This window comes from Heyndrickxia sp. FW510-T9 (genome assembly GCF_058781025.1).
In genome coordinates this window covers 1-21,963 of sequence record NZ_JBYSWK010000048.1, presented here as the reverse complement: position 1 = coordinate 21,963, position 21,963 = coordinate 1, and the positions used below count along the sequence as shown (strand labels likewise).

Genomic DNA, 21,963 nt, shown 5'->3' with positions numbered 1-21,963 from the left:
TATTATGTCACCTCCATTGGTACTGCAATGATTCTTATATCATTTCCGATATTGTCAATTTGCGAAAAACGAAGTAGCGGAACATCCTTGATTTGTTCTATCCCATTTCCACCAAATGTAATAGGTGCACGATCTCCGCCTATTAGTTTCGGGGCGATGTAGGTGATTACTTCTTGAAATGCATTTTCTTTCAGGAAACTACCTTGAACTTTTGCGCCTCCTTCTACAAAGATGGAGGTAATGCCGCGCTCACCTAACACTTTAAGCATTTCATTAATTAAAATGGTGGATTGATCCATTTTGATGATTTCTACTCCTAGCCCAATTATCGTTCTCTCTTTTCGAGCGTCTACCTTATGTCCAGTTATAATATAGGTTTTGGACGATTTATCCTTCACTACATTCGCTTCCAAAGGTATTCTCAAAGTCGTATCCAAGATAATCCTGATGGGGTTTTTACCCCCATTTTTTAATCTTGTTGTCAGCATTGGATTATCCTTTATGACTGTATTAACGCCGACTAATATGGCTTCATGCATATGACGATACCGATGAACATCCTCTCTTGCTTCCTCACTGGTAATCCATTTACTTTCCCCTGTTACCGTTGCAATCTTGCCGTCAAGACTGATAGCGGTTTTTACTGTTACATAAGGAAGATTTGAGCTAGCATAATGAAAAAATACTTTATTCAGCTTACTTGCTTCTTCCTGAAGTATGCCAACTTCCACTTCAATACCTGCGTCTTTCATACTTTGAATACCTTTTCCACAAACTTTCGGATTTGGATCTACTGTTGCAACGAATACTTTTTTCACCCCGGTTTGAATGATTAAATCTGTACAAGGTGGAGTTTTTCCATAATGACTGCAAGGTTCTAGTGTCACATAAAGTGTTGCACCATTTGCATTTTCTCCTGCCATTTGAATGGCATGAACCTCCGCATGTGGACCACCGGCTTTTATATGGGTACCTAATCCAACAATTTGATTATCCTTAACAAGAACCGCTCCTACCATTGGATTTGGCGAGGTTTGTCCTGTTGTTGCACTTGCTATTGTTAAAGCTAAATTCATGTAGTCAAAATCATTCATTTTAATTCTCCTTTAGAAAGAACAAATGCGCAGGCGCCTTGCTCATCGGTGTACGAATGAGTGAAATTTGAAGTGTAATTTCATCGAGTGATAATTTGAAGTATAATTTCCTAAAGCATAAAAAAAGGACCCATGAATAATTAAAATTCAGGGTCCTTTAATAAAAGGCAGCTCAAATAGAGGTTAAATAAGGGTATACTAATCCCTTGTTCAAACCTAGCTTTTTCCTTCTCCCATCCAGACTATACTGTCGGTGCCGGATTTTCACCAGCTCCACCGTTTAACAAACCGTTAACCGGGTCACGGACTTAGAAACCTTTCGTTTCATCACCGCCGGTTGGGAATTTCACCCGACCCCGAAGGAACTATTTAGTTTTATTAATATCCTTTAGTTATCAAAAATCCACTATTATTTAGCATTATAAAAATTTATTAAACGGTAACAAAATCTTATCACTAAATAATGATTAAAAATATATCACTCAAGAGTTAAAAAAGCAAGTATCTATTCCCCTTGCTTTCACTCGTTATAAAAAAACTAGCCTAATTACTTTCATCATATGGCGGCTCTTGATTTTCATCCGGATCATCATGTGTAGGATGTGCACCTGGATATTCCCTTGGTAGATCCTGATGGAAGGATTTAAATTCATAGTTGAAGTTACTGTATGACCTTTGTCCTTCTTCCCATGATGTAGATTTTCCTTGAACAGGTGTATTGGCACCGCCAGGAGCACCATAAGAGCCCTCTGGTAAATCTTCAGGATGAATGAAGTTTTTTCTCGCTTCAACAGTTGATACATCTGTATAGGATATTTCTTCTTTATCGGTATATTTTTTTCTTCCCTTCAACTATTCCACTTCCTTAACTCTTTTCACCTTATTATGCGGACTAATGACAATACTATTCCCCTATGGTTTTCTAAGCATATTTATTTTTAAATATTTGTCCCTTCGTTAGTTCTTTTAGACTGTATCATTATTTTTAGGAATGTTTTTTCTAAAGTAGTTTTAATGCCTTTCCACTTTTTCATAAACAACATACCTTATTTTATCCGAACATAAAGGAGGTTTTGGCATGTCTGATGGCGGTGGTTATGGAGCAGGATTTGCTCTAATTGTTGTTTTATTTATCCTACTAATCATAGTTGGAGCTGCATTTCTTGGAGGAGGCTATGGCGGTGGCATGGGCTATTAATAAATAGGTGAATTTTCTCTCATAAAATGGAGGTGACTTTTATGTGGTGCGGTGGTTGTAGAAATCAAGGATACGCATATCCAGCCCCTACTGGTGGTATGGGGGCGGGATTTGCCCTTATTGTCGTATTGTTTATCCTTCTAATTATTATTGGAGCAATTTGTTGGGCTTAGTATAAGTTGACTCACCTACTCTACGCCAATTTAATTTTTATATAAAAAGAGGCCCTTCTGAGGTCTCTTTGGTTTTTGTATAGTATGTTATTTTTCTTGAACCATTGACAAAATCCAATCCTTAAAGTCAATTATTCGTAAGTGCTTTGGTACAGTAGAAGTGCCACAAACAATCATAGACACTAACGAATCTTCCATGTGCAGACCGCCATGGCTTGCACCTCCAATATGAGTAGGAGATCCTTCTCCAATAAATTCGTGTCCAGGTTTTGCACTAGCAATGAGGTAGTCCCCTTCATGTGAGAAAAAAGAGGAGTATAATCTTGCTAATGCATCAGGGTAAGCTCCATATTTTATGATTTTATTCGTAATAGATAGATTTAATATTTCTGTATTCCCTTCTAAGAACCATGATTGCCCATATTTATCGAAAAAATCTCCTTCAGGATGAAATTGAAGATACCCATCATGTATTCCAGATGTAACAGTTACTAATTTTTCATTTTTAATGGAAATAATATCAATCCGATGATCATTTTTCAGTATCTTTGCGATATCTTTTAATGGCACATTTTGATTGTTTAATGTATATATAAAAACCATTCTTTCGTTCACACATAGGATGATTTCGTCTTGAGGTGTTACCCCCTTTTTTAATTTAACTATCCGATACGATTTCAATAGATCTCTAAGGTCAATTAACGCTTCTTTTTTATTAGTACTAATCCATGCTTGTCCATTGTCACCTGAAATAATCCATATATTGTTTTCCAAAGCTTCATCCCAGGAAGGGTACTGATTGAGGATTTTTTGTAATTGTTGATCTACTTTTTGTATCCCCTTTATATCTTTCCTTCCATTTTTATGCACACTTTGATCTAAATCTGGAAAATAAGCTATGGTTAAAGGTGGTAATTTCTTTTCATTGATAAGAAAACATACTTCATTAGCAGTAAATTTATCATTAAAGCCATATTTTCTCCATGAAGTAGAATACTTTTTGATTGGATTTAACCACTGAAAGGCTCCATATGAGTATATGTCTGGTGATAAAACAGCTATTTTCCTTTTCAATCCTGTTACCATGGAAAGGAGAAAAGGTGTTTTTAATACATTTTGGCAACTTCCCTTATATAAAAGTGCATTGATGGATGACGATTGCATTCCTTCTTTATGTAATATTTGATGAATGGTTTTATGTTGCTTGTTTAAATGAACATGATTTAAATTGAAAAATATATCTTCCATGGATTGCTTTAGTCCCAGTTTATAAAGTTCTCTCGGATGACTGCCATAGTTAACAATTCTTTTTTCGTTTTGATTATACCAAACGAGTCCTGGTACTTTATGTTTATCGCTATATTCGCCGGTTAATAATGTACTATCAACATTTACAGACATAGTCGGAAAAGGGCTAACCACATTCGAATAATAACAACCCTTTTCCATAAAAAATTGAAAGGCAGGAACATTCCCTGACTTTAGTGCAGCTTGTAATGTGGGATCCATTAATGTATCAACTATAAGTACAATAACTCTTTTTTTTTGAGATTGTCCAGATGTCATCCATCCTTCTTCCTTCCATAGATTAATCTTGTATAGCTATTAGTATGAACAAATAACAGATTCATATGAATAATATAGTGTAGGAGAAGGAAATTGGAGTTAACAGACAATATATTATTAAAAGATGGAAAGTGTCGCTTTTAAAGGCAAATGATCAGATGCTATGGATAATATGTTTACAACTTCTACATAATCTACTTGAACATCTCTGCTCACAAAAAGATAGTCTAATCTTAATTTTGGCTTCTGTGAGGGATATGTAAAGCCTGGTCCATTGCCTGCAAGATTCCATACATCTTGATACGTTTTCGTAATGCGACACCATTTTTTGGAACCAGCCTTCATGTTCCAATCACCCATAATAATTGTAGGATATGAACACTGATTAAACTTCTGGAGGATAAAATTCGATTGTTTACGATGAAGAAAAGTATTAATACTTAAATGCGAAACATAAAAACGAACTTGCTTTCCATTAATTTGAATGATAGCTTCAAGTAAGGATCTTGGTTCAGCGAGTCCAAGCTTTAAATGAAAAGTATAACTATTATACGTTACTATTGGATATCGGGACAAAATAGCATTCCCATATTCTCTAACATGCTTATTTCCCTTATGTGCTAAGGAAAGAGACGGACTAAATGCGTGATACATGTTTAATTGCTTTGCTAGCCAACTAATTTGATCTTCATAATTACTCCGCCGAGAAAAATTTCTATCCACTTCGTTCAGCCCAACAATATCTGACTTACTTTTTTTTATAATATCTGCAATGCGATGAAGATCTGTACGCTTATCACTCCCTTTTCCATGGTGTATATTATATGTCATAACGTTGATATCCAAATCTCTTCACCTCTAAGTTGAAAATAGTTATTAGAAATATAAATATAAATATAAGTAAATTAATCAATGAGCGAATTATTTTCTATTATCAATTCATACTTGACAAACACTCTAATAGTTTTCAATCGGATATCTTCGCATAAGTTCCTTTTTCGTCATAATCATCATCTTTGGTACAAATTGCTCCATTTTGTTTTGTAATCTTTCAAAACCTTGTGGGTGAAAGATAGATATGAGTAGACGTAAATAAATTTTTGTAAAGAAAGAGAATGGTCCTTTTGGCACGTTATTAATAGTAAAACCCAATTGATTAGTCCCTTGATAAATTAAAGATACGCCATATAGAGCTTTAATCTTTTCGGAATTTGGATGTTTTAAGATGATAGGTAGTGTTTGCGGTAATAACTGTTCCGTTATACGGATCATTTGAATTGCTAATTGAAACGGAGAACGTGAATTGATACTCATGTTGTATAGCATCTCATTATTTAGATGTAACTCCAATATACGATCTCCCCTTTTAATTATCTCTCCATCTACCAATTGAATTGTTTTACCCCAATAAGTTCTAACCCTTACCTTTAAAAGCGGATTATTTCTATCAATTGCTTGGATATGAAATAGCCAATTAAACATTCTCTCCCATTGGATCCATATAAAAACTAATACCTTCTTTTTTCGGTTTATATTAAATGCTTCTTTTTGTTTTCTAATGGGAACATTCGACCTAACAACCATCTATATTTACCACCTTTCTATCACTAAAAAAGTTTCTGAGTTTATTTTAACCATTTCTTAGGTTTAAACACTTTTTTTAAATTAACAGAGACTCCCTAATTTGGGAGTCTCGTTAAAGTCCTTTTTATAATTGAAGAAAACTAATAATGCTACTCTTCCTCATGATCTGAATGATTGACATCATCAACATTTTCTCCAGCCTTGTTACCCATCGCACCACCAGCAATAGCTCCTGCAACTGTACCAAGCGGACCAAATACAGAACCTACGGCTCCACCAGCAACAGCACCTGCGCCAGTTCCTACTGCCTCACTTGTATCAAAATCATCACGATTTCTATCCTTGTCAGCCATCCTTTTCACCCCTCTCGATTTGGGAAATGTTATTATTTTCATTATCACTTCCTCATAGCCTATTTTGTCCAATCGGGGCGGATTTACACTACTTAGTTCCTGACTTTAATGAAAGTACCCGCATCAATAATATGTTAGAGCTTAACTATTTACTTTGCTTTTTAAATAATAATGTATTGCTGTTTTGCCTTTTAAGCTGATAGGTAGAAAGCAAAACTCCACCAACAATAAATAAAGAACCAATGATTTCCGCACCAGTTATTGGTTTAAATAGCAAAAACAATCCCATTATCATTGCCACAAACGGTTCTAAATTAGATAAAATGGATGCTTTTGAAGCATTTACATGTCGAATATTTTGATTCCAAATAAGGGTTGCGATTCCGTGCACCACAACTGCCGTCCCAATTAACAGAAACCAATCGTTAATATGATGGCTAACTCTTATTGGATTGTCCACTAAAAAGGCAAATGGAATAGACATGATAAAACCGATTATATTCGAATATAAAGTTATAGTAAGTGGATCTATTCGTTGAGATAGCCCTCTTGTCATAATAATCATAATTGCAAAGGTAATCATTGTTATAACAATCCATAATAGCCCTTTCTCAAAATGAACATGTGATAAACTTCCTTTCGTTACTACAAAAAAAATGCCTATGATCGCAACAATAGAACCGATTAACATGCGGAGGGTTAACCTTTCTTTTAGGAAAACAAATGCTAAAAAACTAGTTAAAATAGGTGTCATGGCTAAAATTAATGCGGATGTCGTAGGATCTGCAGTTTGCAATCCAATAAAAAAAGACCATTGATTGATAAATACACCAATAATCCCAAGAACAAGAATGATAAATATATCTTTTTTATTTAAACGATATTTTGGTTTAGTGTATGTTAACAATCTGAACAATAGTAGAACTATTACGATAAAAGTAAGCCTTAATAAGGTTAGTATGCCTGAGGAAAAATCTTGAACTAATATTTTTCCAAATACAAAATTGCTTCCCCAGACCACTACACAAAAAGTTAGCCAAAAATACGCTTTTAACATCTTCTTCACCCTAATCTATATCAACATGCTAACTTTTCTATTCTATCATAGGTCGTCACTGTGGCAAGGTAAAGTGTGCCATTAAAACCAAAATATAAACGTTTTATCCGACAATTAACTTTTGTCTGGAATATAATTATTTAATATTTTCTAAGAAAATGATGCTTAGTTTGAAACCATTCTTGTTTTATCACATGTTGACAATCAGCAAATATTCTCTCAATTACTTGTGTCGAATTGGCGAAAACACGCAAAGTAAACCCAGGTATTGGTAACATAGAAAGTCCAATTTTAAATTCCTTTGTATGCATATGAATGGAATTATATACACGATCAAGTAGGTCGTGATCCGTTTGTTCTCCTACTACTAGCATGGATCCTAAGTGTGTATATCCTTCCATGAATCCCATTCCAGTTATATTTTGCCTTAATGGTTCTAATTTAATATGATCAAATACTACTAACTCGTTATCCATATAAATTTCGTTCATCAATTGCAGCATTTTATAGCTGAATTGTTTTCCATCTGGGGACCAGCCTGGTGTTATGATATCTGAATATAGAAGAGTAGCGCCTTTTTCCATTCGAATTACATTTTTTTGTTTATAACGTGCTCCTCGATATGCAATAACCGGATCAGGGATTAATTCAAGGTGACTTCCTTTTTGGAGAATGATTTCAGTTTCTTGATAGGCGTGAGATTTCGGTGTTTTGTATACTTTTGTTGCCGATTGCGTTGTTAAAGTTAGTTTTGCGTTAGTTTCTACTAATATTTTCATATGATAGCGATCACCATCTAAGTACCCGCCACCTGGATTTAGAATGTAGTAACACGCCTGCCCCGAATTATCATGATAAATAGGGCGCATCACCTTCAATGCGCCTTGAAAATATATTTTATTTGCAATCGTTTTCCCATACTTTTCTCCAGCATTCAATTGTAAGATTCCTGTCCAATTATCCATCTTAAGCCAAACCCTCTAATAACGCGTTTTCTTTAATCCAACCAATTACATCATCTAAGCCGGCATGATCCTTAAGATTGGTAAAAACAAACGGCTTATCACCGCGGAAAACCTTCGTATCTTGCTCCATTACCTCTAGACTGGCTCCAACATGTGGCGCCAAATCGGTTTTATTAATAATAAATAAATCAGATTTAATCATCCCCTGCCCACCTTTCCGCGGGATTTTTTCCCCTTGGGCAACATCGATAATATAAATAGAGAAATCAACAAGCTCTGGACTGAAAGTAGCAGCCAAATTATCACCGCCGCTTTCAACAAAAATTAACTGTATGTCGGGATGCTTCTCCTTTAACTCCTCAATCGCCGCATAATTCATGGATACATCCTCACGAATAGCTGTATGAGGGCAGCCTCCTGTTTCAACACCAATTATTCTGTCCGCAGGTAAGATTCCATTTTGGATAAGGAATTTCGCATCTTCTTTCGTATAAATATCGTTGGTCACAACCGCCATACTTAGTTCATCATTCAGGTGCCTGGTTAACTTTTCTACTAACATTGTTTTACCCGCACCAACTGGTCCACCGACTCCAATTTTAATTGGTTCCATCAAAGACCTTCCTTTCTTATAAATATTATTAGAAAAAACTCCTTCTTTACTTCTCTAACCTCAAAATTACGACATGAATATACGAATATTTACTCGTTCGTGTACCATCTGTGATAATTCAAGACCTGGTGATACTATTCCAAAATCATCTTCATTTAAGTTCTCAATTTTAGCAGCTGCTTCTACTAATAGGTCTTTGGTAGAAAAAATAATTTTTTGCCCGTCCGTCTGACCTATTGGAATTGCTCGTACTGCGTTTTGAACTAGACTGGTTACAACAGAATATAAATAATATAGGATAGTATTTGAACCCGATACACCCAAATGATATGCAACCATGGAAAATACGATAGCGGGGTGTCCAAAGGAATGCTTACTTTTTATACGGTCTTGATATTGTTTTAATATCGATGCTTCATATAATGTTTGCACGAGATTCAACATTCTTTCGCCAATTCGCATCGTACCTTCTCTCGTTTCACGCGGCAAATTTTGCATGGTTAACATTCGATCCAACTTCCAAATCTCATCTATATTGTTTTTTTTCAATAATTGAAAGACTAGATGGCAAGCTAGTCCATCCGAGTAAATAAGGAGCTCATTTACATAAACCTGGAGCCACTCTAAAAAAGTTTCGGAATTATGTACTTTATCCTCTTGAATATAACTCTCCAAACCGTAGGAATGACTAAAAGCACCAGTAGGAAAGTTAGAGTCGCATAATTGTAATAAGGATAGAATCCTACTCTCCATGGCTATGTCCTATATGTCGAAAAGCCTGATTTACCTTTCTTTCCTCTCTCTGATATGGAATATGTAATTCTTGAAGTAACTCCTCCACCAAGTAATCGTATTGAACTAACATCTCATTCTCCTCAAATTGAGCAGGGAGATGGCGATTACCTAATTGATGAGCAATTGTTCCCATTTCTTTTAAATTACGGGGACTAATCACAATCAAATCGTCTGCAAGAACATCAATGACAATCAAATTTTTGTCATCCATATATAAAACATCACCACGAGCGAGATCACGATGATCATTTAACTTAATGCCAATTTCCCTACCATGGTCTGTTTTTACCCGTTGAATTCGTTTCACTAAATGGGCACTTTCAAGATATACCCTTTCAATATGGCGATTCATTAATGCTTCTTTTTCTAAGTCTTCAATATTTGTTTCTATTCTTTCAATAATCAATTGATTTCACCTCAAAATAGAAAATATCGTTGTGCCAATGGAAGTTCATGGGCAGGATCACATGTAATTAATTCACCATCTACTCTAACCTCGTATGTTTGAGGATCTACGGTTAATTCGGGTGTTTCGGAATTATGCTTCATGTCTTTTTTCGTTAATTTTCGAATTCCGTGAACGGGAAGAATAGTTCTTTCCAGTCCAAGCTTTTCATGAATTTTGTCATCGAAAGCTACTTGAGAAACAAAGGTAATATTACTCTTTAGCAACGCTTTTCCCATGCTAGCATACATAGGACGATGAATGACTGGCTGTGGTGTTGGAATAGCAGCATTCGCATCCCCCATCAGCCCCATAACAATTAATCCACTCTTAATAACTAATTCTGGTTTGACTCCAAAAAATGCTGGAGACCATATGACTAGATCAGCTATTTTCCCTACTTCAATAGAGCCAACATAGTCAGAAATACCATGGGCGATGGCTGGATTAATGGTATATTTTGCAACATAGCGCTTTGCTCGATTATTGTCAGACAGCTTTTTATCACCGTTCAAAAACCCTCTTTGTTTTTTCATGTGATGTGCTGTTTGCCATGTACGGATGATGGTCTCCCCAACTCTTCCCATTGCTTGAGCATCCGAACTTGTCATACTGAAAATCCCCATATCTTGTAAAACATCTTCTGCCGCTATTGTTTCCTTTCGAATTCTAGAATCGGCGAATGCAATATCTTCAGGTACAGATGGATTCAAATGGTGGCAAACCATTAGCATATCTAAAGCCTCATCAATGGTATTTATTGTGTACGGCAACGTTGGGTTCGTTGAAGACGGTAAGACATTTAAATAGCTAGCACATTTTAATAAATCTGGAGCATGTCCACCACCTGCTCCTTCTGAGTGATACATATGAATCACTCTATCTTTAATAGCCTCCATGGTATTCTCCACAAATCCGCATTCATTTAATGAGTCCGCGTGAAGAGCTATTTGCACATCATACTTATCTGCCACTCTTAGCGAATAGTCTATAGCTGAAGCAGTAGCCCCCCAATCTTCATGTACTTTTAACCCAATCGCACCAGCTCGAATTTGTTCTGCTAAGGGTTCCTCACATGCAGCCTGTCCTTTTCCTGTAAAACCTACATTTATATGCATTGCTTCTGCTGCTTCCAGCATACGGTGTATATTCCATACACCAGGTGTAGCTGTTGTTGCACGTGAACCTGCAGTTGAACCTGTACCACCACCAATAAGAGTGGTAATTCCTCCTGCCAATGCAGTATCAATTTGTTCGGGATTTATGAAGTGAACATGGGTATCGATACCACCAGCTGTCACAATCATTCCTTCGCCTGCAATGATTTCCGTCCCAGATCCTATAACAATATCCACATTGTCCATAATTAGTGGATTTCCACTCTTACCAATACCTGAAATTTTCCCATCACGAATTCCAATGTCTGCTTTATAAATTCCAGTGTAATCTAAAATAATCGCATTCGTTATAACGAGATCCGGTATCCCATCTCCTCTAGTTACAAGAGGATCCATTCCCATTCCATCACGTATAACCTTTCCACCACCGAAAATAACTTCTTCCCCATATGTTGTATAGTCTTTTTCAATTTGTACAATTAGCTCGGTATCTGCCAGACGAATAGAGTCACCTGTTGTCGGGCCGTACATCTGGACGTATTGTTTTCTGGGCATTTTGAAACTCATTTCTTACCCCCTCCTTCAAGAGAACCATCAACTTTGTTATTAAATCCATATACATGACGTTCACCAGCATAGGGAATCAATTCTATTACCTTCTCATCACCAGGTTCAAAACGAACAGCTGCACCTGCGGGAATATTCAAACGTTTGCCATATCCATCTTCCCTACTAAATTGCAGCGCATCATTCACCTCATAAAAATGATAATGAGATCCTACTTGAACAGGACGATCCCCTGTATTTGTTACGGAAAGTTTTATGGCTTCTCTTCCAGCATTACAAATAATGTCTTCCTCTTTTAAGAAATATTGACCTGGTTCCATGTTTGTACCTCCTGTTTTGATTTATCTAATGGGATCATGTACGGTTACAAGCATTGTTCCATCCGGAAATGTAGCTTCCACTTGAACATCATCTACAATGTCGGCTATACCTTCCATGACATCTTCACGAGTTAAAATGGTTGCTCCATATTCCATTAATTCTGCAACCGTTTTTCCGTCTCGTGCACCTTCTAATACTTCATATGTAATAAGTGCGACCGATTCTGGGTAATTTAATTTTAGACCTCTTTCTTTTCGACGTTTTGCAAGATCTGCGGCCACAACAATCATGAGCTTGTCAATTTCACGTGGTGTTAATTGCATACTGGACCTCCTTATATAAAATATTTGTAAAACGTTTGATACTTACAGTCACTCTTATAAATGAAATGTTTTTGTGAAACTAGGATATTTCGACACCATTATTCACATAAAGTTCTTGCTTTATTCAACATGAAAATGGAAAAAAATTTTAATTTCAATATCTAGGAGATGTGGGAAATTCTATGTTTAAACATAACCTCAAGACAAATAAGGATTGGACTTTTCTTTCTTTTTTAATAGCTTCATTAAAAGGAATTTCTCAGGTAATGCTAATCGAGAATGCGATAACTGGATTTATATTTCTAATAGCCATCATGATTTCCTCTTTTACTTTAGGAATTATCACCATTTTATCTGCCATGATTGGTACGCTTGTTGGAAAACTTGGAGGAGCAGATAAAAAAGCAGTTCATCAAGGTTTATTCGGATTTAATTCTGTTTTAACTGGAATGGCGCTTACCATCTTTTTAGAAGAACCTTATCAGTGGATAATTGCACTTTTTGGAGCGGCATTTACCGCAATTTTTAGTGCAGCAATGACGCATATTATGAAAAAAACCGAGATTCCTATTCTTACATTTCCATATATTGTACTTACATGGTTTTGGCTATTGACTTCTTATCGTTTGAAAGCTTTCAAATTGAGTTCTGACTTAATTCCACAAAGTTTAGCGAATTGGAAGTTGACGATAAAAGGGGAAATTAATTGGCTTCATGGGAGTTTTAATGGAATGGGGCAAATTTTTTTTCTTGAAGATGTTTTTTCCGGAATTCTTCTTTTTATAGGTGTATTTTGGGCAGGCTGGCGTTTAGGTCTTTATGCAATCGTTGGGAATGCTGCTGCATTAATTACGGCATATGCCTTAGGTGGGGAGCATTCCTTAATTTATTCAGGTCTTTACGGATATAATGCCATCTTAACAATATTAGCGATATCTAAAGTTTTTAATACGGAAAACCATCCATTCGCCCTCATTTCAGGAATTGCAGCTTCTTGTCTAACAGTACCTATCGCAGCAAGCGTTATCACATGGATGCTTCCGTTCGGATTACCTGCCTTGACAATGCCATTTGTCTTTTGTACATGGCTCTTTTTAGGAGCGAGGAAGGTGCTTCCAAAATTTTAATACTCTGTTCTACGCATAACACAGTACCTTCAAAGTGTGTCTAGATAATATAAATCGGAGCAAAGAGAAAAAGCATTTCGCAAATGGAAATGCTTTTATTATCCTTCATGTATATTTTCAAAGTAATCTTGGATGCCCCAATATTTCTAATGACCTTATTGAGATTGTGTTCCAAAAAATCTTTGTGCAATATTCATCACTTCATTCGGTTTTTCTACTACTGTCCAATGCCCGCATTTTTCAATAACTACCATTTCTGCATGAGGAATATGTTCTATAAGGAGATTTTTAATTAACCCAGGATGAAGGATGTCATGACTTCCCTGCGCAACTAATATAGGTATATCTTTTATTTTGTTGATACTATCAGATAAATTATAGTTTTCCATGATATCTTTACCTAATTCAGCATTAACTGTTGGATTTGATGAGGTTTTCGTTTTACGTTTTAGTGTATCTTCTGAATAAACATAATACCTATCAATAATTTTAAATATCTCCCTTAAGGCAGAATCATCATTTTCTAATATTTTTTCCCAATAATTCAGTTGAGCTATATCTTCTTCTGACAATTTACTTTCTAATTCTTCCGCGAATTTATTAAAACCTTCGGCTGTAATACCAATTGCTGCTGTTAATAGCATTTTATTGACTCTTTCAGGATAGGTAGTTGCATAAAGAAGAGCTAGCATAGACCCCCATGATTCCCCTACCAAATTCATTTTTTCCAAATTTAATTCCTTTCGTATTATTTCTAATGCTTTTACTTCCTCTTGCATTGTATACTGGCTATTTTCAGATAGTTTAGATTTTCCACACCCTCTTTGATCATAAAATATTAATTTAAATTTTTGAGAGAGTGGTATAAGATGGGGAAGAAAGAATCGATGCTCGCCACCTGGACCTCCGTGCAAGAAAATAATTGGCTCCCCTTCACCAATAGTTGAAACATATAATCCATCATAATAATTAGTACTAAAATGAACCTTTTCGTTTATTGGACTTGACATTTTATTTCCCCCTCCAAAACTTTATTCTTTTCAAAAACCGACTGTATAGTTTTTATTTTACGAATAATTTTCAAAATTGTATAGCTATTTTTACGGCAAATGAAAAGGGAGTTTGAATTATATATTTTTCAACAGATGGTGGGTATTACTAATTGATTGATATAAGGTGTCGGATAAGTTGTATAATCAAATGCATAATTTATCCAACGTACAGGAGTATGCAAATAAGTACCCTATAATCAATCTATTTAGATTCAACTACTCAATAGGGTACTTGTTATTTTAAAGAAAGGTAAAAGCCAACTTATATATTCTCTTGTTTTAATCCGTCAATGATATTTTCTTTTTTAATTTTACTAATCGAGTATAGCATGGCTAAGCTTATCAAAATGAAAATCATTACTACCACATAAATAATATTCATCCATGGAAATGCAAATCCATATACAAAGGATCTTTTTAATGAAAAATAGATCAAAATCATGACACCAATACTTATTGGAAGCCCGTATAGCAATGCCTTTATGCCATAAAATGCACTTTCGTAGTGAATCATTTTATTAAAGCCTTTAGGAGTCATACCGACAGATCGTAGCATCGCAAATTCACGCTTTCGTAGAGAAATGCTGGTTGAAATTGTATTGAAAATATTTGCGACTGAGATCAGTGAAATCAATGCAATGAATCCATAAGCAAATACTAACATAAGCATGGCCAGCTGATGAGAACTTTGTCTAGAATGGTAGACATTGTACACATACATGTTTGATTGTTTCGCTTTCTCAATTGCTGCCTCCGTTGCCATTGGGTCAGAGCTATTTAAGTAAAGAGATGTTTGTGCTACATTTGTCTTTTGTGTATCCAATATTTGCTGCATCGTCTTTTCAGAAACAATCAAATCTAGTCCGCCAAGTTCACTGGTTTGAATTCCCATTGGTACTTGATCGGTCAAAGCAGCAATTTCTATATTTTTTACATGGTCTAGTTTTCCCTTGTCATTATATGAAAATAATTCAACTACCTTTCCCGGCTTTGTCTTAATCGACTTTGTTTCAATAAATTTTCCAGTATCAAAATCTTGATATGATATCTTGTCAATGACGATTGCTGACGGAGTGCTTGAACTTTGATAGTTATCTCCATTTATGCCAACCTGTTTGGTATAAGCTTTAAAACTCTTATTGTCCAATCCATACAAAGCTATATTATAAGGGAATTTCCCATTCTCTAAATCTACTTTCTTTTGCTTCACTTTTTCTTTCAATCCTTCGGGAAGATCATCTTTATTTATCCATGTATTTAAATAAAGCTGTTCCACGATACTTGACTTTGTAACATATTCAAGCTGAGTTAGTGGTTTATAACTCGCTGGATTCGCATTACGACCAGTTACTTGGATATCAAAATTAATATTTTTCTGTGCTAAATCATATGACTTTGCTACATTTAAACTGAAAAATGACACTGATAAAAACAGGACAATACTAATAACGAGTGAAAATACAGTTGCTTGATATCGTCTTTTATTTCTTTTTACATTTTTCAATCCTATCTCTGCTTCAATTCCAAATATTTTACGAATTATCTTCGATGTTTTTACTGTTTTTCGTGATAGTTTAATGTCATTCGTTTGACGAATCGCATCGATTGCGGAAATCTTTGATGCTTTCCGTGCCGGAAAATAGGTTGAGATGAAGATCGTAATGATAGATATGATACATGCAACAATAATGGATAATGGTGTTACTACTACTTTAAGCTTTTCCGTAACATCAAGCGCACCTTTAATATATGGGTTGATAAAACTAAAAGTAATCGCGATTCCGAGGATTCCGGCAATGATTCCGATTGGTATGCTGATCACACCAATGATCGCTCCTTCAAAAAAAACAGAGTTTCGCTTTTGCCTTTTAGTTGCCCCAACACTAGAAAGCATCCCTAAATGTCTGGATCGTTCTGAAACACTTATCGAAAAAGCATTATAAATTAAAGCGACTGAACCGATAATTATAATGACCATAATAATTGCCAGCAGTAAATAGAATGTTGTCTTTAAATTATCATTTTTGGTGACACCGTAGTAATGGAGCAAATCATTATTAAATCCAATCTTTTGAATATGATATCGAGTAGCTAGCTTTTCAGCGTGCTTATAGAGCAAGCCATTCACTTTCTTTAAGACGACAAATACATCAACCTTATCCAATTTCGCTAAGTTGTTTCGATCTATATATCGAATAATTGTATAGCCCGGTGACCATGACGGTTCCCAAGTGGGCCTTTCCATCATGCCAACGATCGTAAAAGTTTCTGTCTTTTCCTTTTTCCAAATTTCAGCTTTGCCATAAGTGTCCTTAGTTTGCAATGGATCCTCTTGGCTTAACTGCTTTCCTTCGTCTGCTGAAAACCGTTCCCCAATATTAACTTTTAATTGATCACCAATTCTATATTTCACCTTTGCGTTGGAGATAATTTCTTCAGAAATAATAACCTCATTTTCTTTTTGTGGTAGTCTGCCACTTATTAATTTAATGGGAATTTGGTGAAAACCTTCTTGATCATATCCTTTTATAAATAAATACGGCTTACCTTCATTTTGGGAGCCATTTAATAGAGCAAAGCCAAGATCATTTGCAATGAATAGCTTTTTCGTCTCTCCGTCCTTTGCTATTGCATTTAGTTGATCATGCTTAACTTCCTTATATTGAACATGCCACTCACCATTTGTTGCGATAGTTTGTCTTTTCATTAAATCCAAATAAGAAAGATTAAGGGTTGCAACTGCAGTGACCATTGCTACTGAGATTATGACCCCAATAATCGTAACGAGCGTCCTTCTTTTATTTTCCTTTAATTGACGAATCGTCAGCTTATGGATAATGCTCATGGACGAATCACCTCATTTTTGGCAATCCTTCCATCTTCAATCGATATAATGCGATCAGCTTGTAGTGCAATACGTTCATCATGCGTAATGACAATCAGTGTTTGGTTGTACGTTTTATTAAACATCTTTAGTAGTTCGATAATTTCAGAGCTATTCTTACTATCCAAATTTCCTGTTGGTTCATCTGCAAGTATTATTGCAGGATTACTGATTAGCGCTCTACCAATTGATACCCTTTGCTGTTGACCACCTGAAAGCTGATTAGGCAGATGGGTTAACCGATTATTTAAACCTAAGATAGTTACGATATCCTCAAACTGTTTTTTGTCCACTTTATGTTCATCCAATAGCATTGGAAGGGTAATATTTTCTTCTACCGTTAGAATAGGAATGAGATTATAGAACTGATAGATTAAACCTATTTGTCTCCTTCTAAAAATCGCTAATTGTGTTTCACTTAGCTGATAAATATCTGTATTATCAATAAGAACTTTACCGGTTGTCGGTCTATCTACTCCGCCAAGTAAGTGCAATAATGTAGATTTCCCCGATCCAGATGGCCCAATGATGGCTACAAACTCTCCCTTATTAACAGAAAAGGAAACGTCATCAAGTGCCTTCACTGCAGTTTCTCCTTTGCCATATACTTTAGACAGATTTTCTACTTGTAAAATATTCATTTCTAAACCTCCATAATGATGTTAATTGTTAGTATATCTGTCTTCAATGACTTTAACGTGACTCTTAAGTGACAAATTAGTCACCTAGAGTCATGGCAACTAAAGGAGAATAATAGCAGTCAAATTACCGTTTATACAATTTAATTTGAAATCTTGTCCCTTTTCCAAGCTCACTTGTTACCTTTATATCCCCTTGCTGACTGGTGATAATACTATATGCCATGGCAAGTCCAATTCCCACACTATCCTCACCAGCGTTTTTCCCTTTGTAGAACCGTTTAAAAATATAAGGAAGATCCTCTTTCACAATCCCTTTGCCATTATCATTAATTGTTATTTCTGTAAATAAGGCATTTTCTGAATAGAGAATTGTAATCTCTCCGCCATTTTTGGTATGCTCTACACTATTTTTTAAAATGTTTATAATTGCTTCGGCTGTCCATTTTTTATCACCAATAAAACCTACATTCTTATCTCCTTTTATTTTCAATGTCTGCTGTTTTATGTCCATAAGAATGGCTACAGATTGCACAGATTTTTGGATTAATTCATGAACAGAATTCTCTTCCTTTTTAAAAGCTACTGTGCCTGCATCTATTTTCGAAAGCTTTAATAATGATGATACTAACCACTCCATCCTCTCTAATTGCACAGTAATATTATGGGTGAACTCAACTCGCTTTTCTTTATTTAGATTTGGATCTGTTAATAAATCAGACATCATTAACATTGATGTTAGAGGTGTTTTGAGTTGATGTGATATATCGGAAATAGCTTCAGTTAATTTTGTTTTGTCTTCTTGCAATAAGGAGCTTTGTTCAGAAAGCATTAATGTAACTTTATAAATATTACTTTTTAAAATACTAAGCTCCCCTTCATAATTGTCACGGATATCTAGGGAATAATCTCCACCGCAAATTCGACGCAAATAACTGGATAGCTTTTCAATTTCACGATACCGCCATTTTGTAAAGATAAGACTGCATATAATAAGTAAATTGGAAGTGATAAAGAGAAATATAGCCGCTTTTAAGGAAATTAGTATGGCAGCTATTATGGAGGAAAAGATGCTAATGATGCAAAGAATAGTGATAAATAATCGTATTTCCCGGTTACGTAACATGATTAATCACCAACCTTATAGCCCATTCCACGTATTGTTTTAATGATGATTGGGATTTGGGGGTTGTCTTCAAGCTTTTCTCTTAATCTCTTAATATACACTGTCAATGTATTATCATTTACAAAATCTCCCGCCACATCCCATATCCGCTCAAGCAGCTGGTTTCTCGTTAATACCTGTCCGATATGATGGGCAAATATCAGTAACAGTCGATACTCTAATGCTGTTAACAGTACTTCTTCTCCATTTTTATAGACTCTGCCTTCTATTGTATTGATTCGGATATTTTCTATTTCAATTTGTGTTTTCGGTTGAGCTTGCGCTTGTTTATGATATCTTCGTAGAACAGATTTTATGCGTGAAAGCAGTTCGCGAATTCGAAAGGGCTTCGTTATATAATCATCTGCTCCCATGTCAAGACCCATGACAACATTTACTTCATCATCTAATGCTGTTAAAAAAATGACTGGCTTATCGCTTTTTGTCTTCACTGATTTACATAAATCATAACCGCTTCCATCTGGCAGTGATAAATCAAATATACAAAGTTCAATCTCTCTTAGTTGTTTCTCAATGACCTTTTGTGCTGACTCAGTATCATAACAAAGGACAATTTCATAGCCATCCTGTTTTAAAGAATATTCTAAGCCAGATGCGATTATTTTATCATCTTCCACTAATAAAATTTTCATTCCTTACACCCTAATCTATTTATTTTTTGTCTCTTCTACATACTTTTATCTTATTTTAGAAAGATATCGTTCGTCAAAATAAACAAAGCTTATTCTCAAAAACTTCATATATATATATGCGTCTAAAACCGCTTAGTCCTTAATCCCGAATAATATAACTTTTGCATCATTATAATTTCTAGGATATTCGCCTATTCAAGTTATAACTGCTTTGAATAGCATATTAAAAATATTTATAAAGGGATGGAATGCAATGCCCGCATTTTTAGGTGCAACACAAATATTAAATATCGGCGGTACAGCAACTGTTCATTTTGGGGATTTAGCATGGCTTTCTCCAAAAGCAGCAACTAAAGAAGCTATTGGCGGTAGCGGTCCTTCTAACGCAGCTTTTAACATAACTAACAATTTAGTTAGTGTGAATAATGCTATAAATTCAAGTGTCGTAGATCAGACAATTGCAGGTAATAATTAATTTATAAAGGAATGATAGAGATGCCAGCATTCTTAGGTACTTTACAAATATTAGATATTGGTGAAGAAGCAATTGTTCAATTTGGGGATGCTGCGTGGTTTTCTCCAAAACTGGCCGCAAAGGACGCAGTCGGTGGAAGTGGTGGTGCTAATGCAGCTTTTAACATACAAAACAACGTAATAAGCGTAAATAATGCAATAGATACTAGTGTAATTGACCAGCCTACAGTAGCTAATAACTAATTTAGATTCTTTCTTAAACACCCACATAAACAATTAAAACCCTTTTTAATAAAGGGTTTCTTTGTTTCGCTTATCGTATCTATACTTTAAATTTCCCGATTAGTAGTTGTAATTCCTCTGCCATTTTTGCTAAGGAGGATGCAGATGCAGAAATCTCTTCCATAGAAGCCAATTGTTCTTCCGATGAAGACGATATATTTTGGGATTCTAAAGATACTTTTTCAGACTCCTTAGCAATAGAATCCACAGACTGGACAACCTCTACGGTACTAGCTGAAATTTGCTCTGAGGCTGCAGAAATCTCTTGCACTTGAGTTGCAACCTGATCGACATATTGTTTAATTTCTTCAAATAATCTACCCGCATTATTAACTACTTTGGTTCCTTGGCGGACTTCACTTGAACCAGTTTCCATTGTCTGAACTACTTTTTTTGTGTGTGATTGAATGTTCGAAATTAATTTCGTAATCTTACTTGTTGAAACGGATGACTGTTCAGCTAATTGTCGAACCTCGTCCGCTACAACCGCAAATCCATGTCCATGTTCACCAGCTCTAGCTGCTTCAATTGCTGCATTTAGTGCCAATAGATTGGTTTGTGAGGCAATACTTGATATTACATCAACAATTTTTTCAATCTCAGTGGAATACTCATCCATAACTCTTACAACTTGAACCAATTGATTCATTGTTTCATCGATTGAATTCATTTGTTTTACCGCAAGTTGGATTGCTTGATTCCCCTCCATTGATTTTTGAGAAGCTTGCATTGAAAGATGTGAAGTTATTTGACCATTCTCCGTAACCTGATGAATACCTGTTGACATTTCATCCATTACTTTGACACCTTCATTCACATTTTCCAGTTGCGAATCCGCAATCATTACCATTTCTTGAATAGTAGAAGATATTGTTTCAGAAGCTTGACTAGTTTGCTCAGCACTTGCTGTTAATTCTTCTGATGCAGATGCCACTTGTTCAGCACTCATACTTACTTGAGTAACTAAATGCCGAAGATTTTCTTTCATTTGATTAAAAGCTTTTGCCAATATACCGATTTCATCTTTATTTTTTACTATAATATTGTCTGAGGATAAATCACCAAGAGCAATTCGTTCAGCTACTTTTACCATTTTTATTATTGGTTGAGAGATTATCCTTGAAATTAATAAACCAATTGTAATTGCTAATATAAAAGCAATAATACTGATAGTTGAGACCATCATAATTGCATTGTTAATCATCTTAGTATTATTTTTTCGTCCTTCACTCATTAACTTTTGCTGCCCATTTGCTACCTCATCAGATAATGGTGCAATTTGTTTTCCTAGCGGTAATAATTCCTTATCGTAAAAATATATAATTTCATCCTGTTTTCGGTCATTTTGTACCATTTGAAATAATTGATCATTTTTTTGTTTAAACTGTTGATTTAACTCATTTAATTTCATTAACCGTTGTTTGTCGATTTCCCTTTTGGTTAATTTACTTGTACTACTAATTAATTTTGCTAATTTTTCATTATCCGTTTCGGATTCCATTTTATATTCTAAATC

The 21,963-nt window shown here is 35.2% G+C and carries 25 protein-coding genes and 1 riboswitch; of the genes, 5 read left to right on the top strand and 20 right to left on the bottom strand.

Going from position 1 to position 21,963, the window contains the following annotated elements; translation table 11 throughout:
• Window positions 1-2: 2 nt before the first annotated feature.
• Together ribD and AC3WJF_RS18655 are read right to left on the bottom strand one after the other, a co-directional pair.
• A complete protein-coding gene (gene ribD / locus AC3WJF_RS18660; protein ID WP_492454899.1) occupies window positions 3-1,094 on the bottom strand; it encodes a bifunctional diaminohydroxyphosphoribosylaminopyrimidine deaminase/5-amino-6-(5-phosphoribosylamino)uracil reductase RibD in 1,092 nt (363 codons plus the stop codon).
• Window positions 1,095-1,315: 221 nt separating this feature from the next.
• Window positions 1,316-1,462, bottom strand: a riboswitch (FMN riboswitch).
• 175 nt (window positions 1,463-1,637) lie between these two features.
• Complete coding sequence (locus AC3WJF_RS18655; protein WP_492454897.1) at window positions 1,638-1,946, bottom strand: cytosolic protein; 309 nt, start codon at window positions 1,944-1,946, stop codon at window positions 1,638-1,640.
• A gap of 226 nt (window positions 1,947-2,172) precedes the next feature.
• On the opposite strand from AC3WJF_RS18655, the gene AC3WJF_RS18650 reads away from it, so the two are divergent.
• Window positions 2,173-2,292 (top strand): YjcZ family sporulation protein, encoded by a 120-nt coding sequence (locus AC3WJF_RS18650; protein ID WP_492454895.1) that lies wholly within the window; start codon window positions 2,173-2,175, stop codon window positions 2,290-2,292.
• A gap of 41 nt (window positions 2,293-2,333) precedes the next feature.
• A complete protein-coding gene (locus AC3WJF_RS18645; RefSeq protein ID WP_492454893.1) occupies window positions 2,334-2,465 on the top strand; it encodes a YjcZ family sporulation protein in 132 nt (43 codons plus the stop codon).
• 87 nt (window positions 2,466-2,552) lie between these two features.
• Here the strand turns inward: AC3WJF_RS18645 and AC3WJF_RS18640 are convergent, their stop codons facing one another.
• The 12 genes from AC3WJF_RS18640 to AC3WJF_RS18585 form a co-directional block, all read right to left on the bottom strand.
• Entirely contained in the window at window positions 2,553-4,031 is a 1,479-nt protein-coding gene (locus AC3WJF_RS18640; RefSeq protein ID WP_492454891.1) for an alkaline phosphatase family protein, read from the bottom strand.
• A 117-nt stretch (window positions 4,032-4,148) separates the two neighbouring features.
• Entirely contained in the window at window positions 4,149-4,862 is a 714-nt protein-coding gene (locus AC3WJF_RS18635; protein ID WP_492454889.1) for an endonuclease/exonuclease/phosphatase family protein, read from the bottom strand.
• Window positions 4,863-4,988: 126 nt separating this feature from the next.
• Window positions 4,989-5,615: a YkoP family protein gene (locus tag AC3WJF_RS18630; protein WP_492454887.1), complete on the bottom strand. Its 627-nt coding sequence runs from the start codon at window positions 5,613-5,615 to the stop codon at window positions 4,989-4,991.
• 149 nt (window positions 5,616-5,764) lie between these two features.
• On the bottom strand, window positions 5,765-5,968 hold the full coding sequence (locus AC3WJF_RS18625; protein WP_492454886.1) for a glycine zipper domain-containing protein: 204 nt from the start codon (window positions 5,966-5,968) through the stop codon (window positions 5,765-5,767).
• Window positions 5,969-6,113: 145 nt separating this feature from the next.
• Window positions 6,114-7,025 (bottom strand): DMT family transporter, encoded by a 912-nt coding sequence (locus AC3WJF_RS18620; RefSeq protein WP_492454885.1) that lies wholly within the window; start codon window positions 7,023-7,025, stop codon window positions 6,114-6,116.
• A gap of 140 nt (window positions 7,026-7,165) precedes the next feature.
• Window positions 7,166-7,990 carry an urease accessory protein UreD gene (locus tag AC3WJF_RS18615; protein ID WP_492454883.1) on the bottom strand — a complete coding sequence of 275 codons (825 nt, stop codon included), beginning with the start codon at window positions 7,988-7,990 and terminating at the stop codon, window positions 7,166-7,168.
• Window position 7,991: 1 nt separating this feature from the next.
• Entirely contained in the window at window positions 7,992-8,603 is a 612-nt protein-coding gene (gene ureG / locus AC3WJF_RS18610; protein WP_492454881.1) for an urease accessory protein UreG, read from the bottom strand.
• A 66-nt stretch (window positions 8,604-8,669) separates the two neighbouring features.
• On the bottom strand, window positions 8,670-9,356 hold the full coding sequence (locus AC3WJF_RS18605) for an urease accessory protein UreF (RefSeq protein ID WP_492454879.1): 687 nt from the start codon (window positions 9,354-9,356) through the stop codon (window positions 8,670-8,672).
• Window positions 9,346-9,804: an urease accessory protein UreE gene (gene ureE, locus AC3WJF_RS18600; RefSeq protein WP_492454877.1), complete on the bottom strand. Its 459-nt coding sequence runs from the start codon at window positions 9,802-9,804 to the stop codon at window positions 9,346-9,348. Before ureE ends, AC3WJF_RS18605 begins: the two co-directional genes overlap by 11 nt.
• An 11-nt stretch (window positions 9,805-9,815) precedes the next feature.
• Window positions 9,816-11,528 (bottom strand): urease subunit alpha, encoded by a 1,713-nt coding sequence (gene ureC / locus AC3WJF_RS18595; RefSeq protein ID WP_492454876.1) that lies wholly within the window; start codon window positions 11,526-11,528, stop codon window positions 9,816-9,818.
• Window positions 11,525-11,848, bottom strand: a complete 324-nt coding sequence (locus AC3WJF_RS18590; protein ID WP_492454874.1) for an urease subunit beta — start codon at window positions 11,846-11,848, stop codon at window positions 11,525-11,527. The genes ureC and AC3WJF_RS18590 overlap by 4 nt, the downstream gene beginning before the upstream one ends.
• 21 nt (window positions 11,849-11,869) lie before the next feature.
• Window positions 11,870-12,172, bottom strand: coding sequence for an urease subunit gamma (locus AC3WJF_RS18585; RefSeq protein WP_492454872.1), 303 nt, complete (start codon window positions 12,170-12,172; stop codon window positions 11,870-11,872).
• A 182-nt stretch (window positions 12,173-12,354) separates the two neighbouring features.
• Here AC3WJF_RS18585 and AC3WJF_RS18580 point away from each other — a divergent pair, with 182 nt between their 5' ends.
• Window positions 12,355-13,299 carry an urea transporter gene (locus AC3WJF_RS18580; RefSeq protein ID WP_492454870.1) on the top strand — a complete coding sequence of 315 codons (945 nt, stop codon included), beginning with the start codon at window positions 12,355-12,357 and terminating at the stop codon, window positions 13,297-13,299.
• A gap of 155 nt (window positions 13,300-13,454) precedes the next feature.
• Here AC3WJF_RS18580 and AC3WJF_RS18575 read toward each other — a convergent pair whose 3' ends face one another.
• The 5 genes from AC3WJF_RS18575 to AC3WJF_RS18555 form a co-directional block, all read right to left on the bottom strand.
• Complete coding sequence (locus AC3WJF_RS18575; RefSeq protein ID WP_492454868.1) at window positions 13,455-14,309, bottom strand: alpha/beta fold hydrolase; 855 nt, start codon at window positions 14,307-14,309, stop codon at window positions 13,455-13,457.
• A 304-nt stretch (window positions 14,310-14,613) separates the two neighbouring features.
• Complete coding sequence (locus AC3WJF_RS18570) at window positions 14,614-17,196, bottom strand: ABC transporter permease (RefSeq protein ID WP_492454866.1); 2,583 nt, start codon at window positions 17,194-17,196, stop codon at window positions 14,614-14,616.
• Complete coding sequence (locus AC3WJF_RS18565; RefSeq protein ID WP_492454864.1) at window positions 17,193-17,876, bottom strand: ABC transporter ATP-binding protein; 684 nt, start codon at window positions 17,874-17,876, stop codon at window positions 17,193-17,195. Before AC3WJF_RS18565 ends, AC3WJF_RS18570 begins: the two co-directional genes overlap by 4 nt.
• Window positions 17,877-18,000: 124 nt before the next feature.
• Window positions 18,001-18,999, bottom strand: a complete 999-nt coding sequence (locus tag AC3WJF_RS18560) for a sensor histidine kinase (protein ID WP_492454863.1) — start codon at window positions 18,997-18,999, stop codon at window positions 18,001-18,003.
• Between the two features lie 2 nt (window positions 19,000-19,001).
• Window positions 19,002-19,691, bottom strand: coding sequence for a response regulator transcription factor (locus AC3WJF_RS18555; RefSeq protein WP_492454861.1), 690 nt, complete (start codon window positions 19,689-19,691; stop codon window positions 19,002-19,004).
• A gap of 253 nt (window positions 19,692-19,944) precedes the next feature.
• Here AC3WJF_RS18555 and AC3WJF_RS18550 point away from each other — a divergent pair, with 253 nt between their 5' ends.
• Together AC3WJF_RS18550 and AC3WJF_RS18545 are read left to right on the top strand one after the other, a co-directional pair.
• Window positions 19,945-20,166: a spore germination protein gene (locus AC3WJF_RS18550; protein WP_492454859.1), complete on the top strand. Its 222-nt coding sequence runs from the start codon at window positions 19,945-19,947 to the stop codon at window positions 20,164-20,166.
• A 20-nt stretch (window positions 20,167-20,186) separates the two neighbouring features.
• The gene (locus AC3WJF_RS18545; RefSeq protein WP_492454857.1) at window positions 20,187-20,408 is read left to right on the top strand and encodes a spore germination protein; all 222 of its coding nucleotides are present in this window, start codon (window positions 20,187-20,189) and stop codon (window positions 20,406-20,408) included.
• 79 nt (window positions 20,409-20,487) lie between these two features.
• Here AC3WJF_RS18545 and AC3WJF_RS18540 read toward each other — a convergent pair.
• Window positions 20,488-21,963, bottom strand: a 1,476-nt coding sequence (locus AC3WJF_RS18540; protein ID WP_492454855.1) for a methyl-accepting chemotaxis protein, incomplete at its 5' end; no start/stop codon positions are given.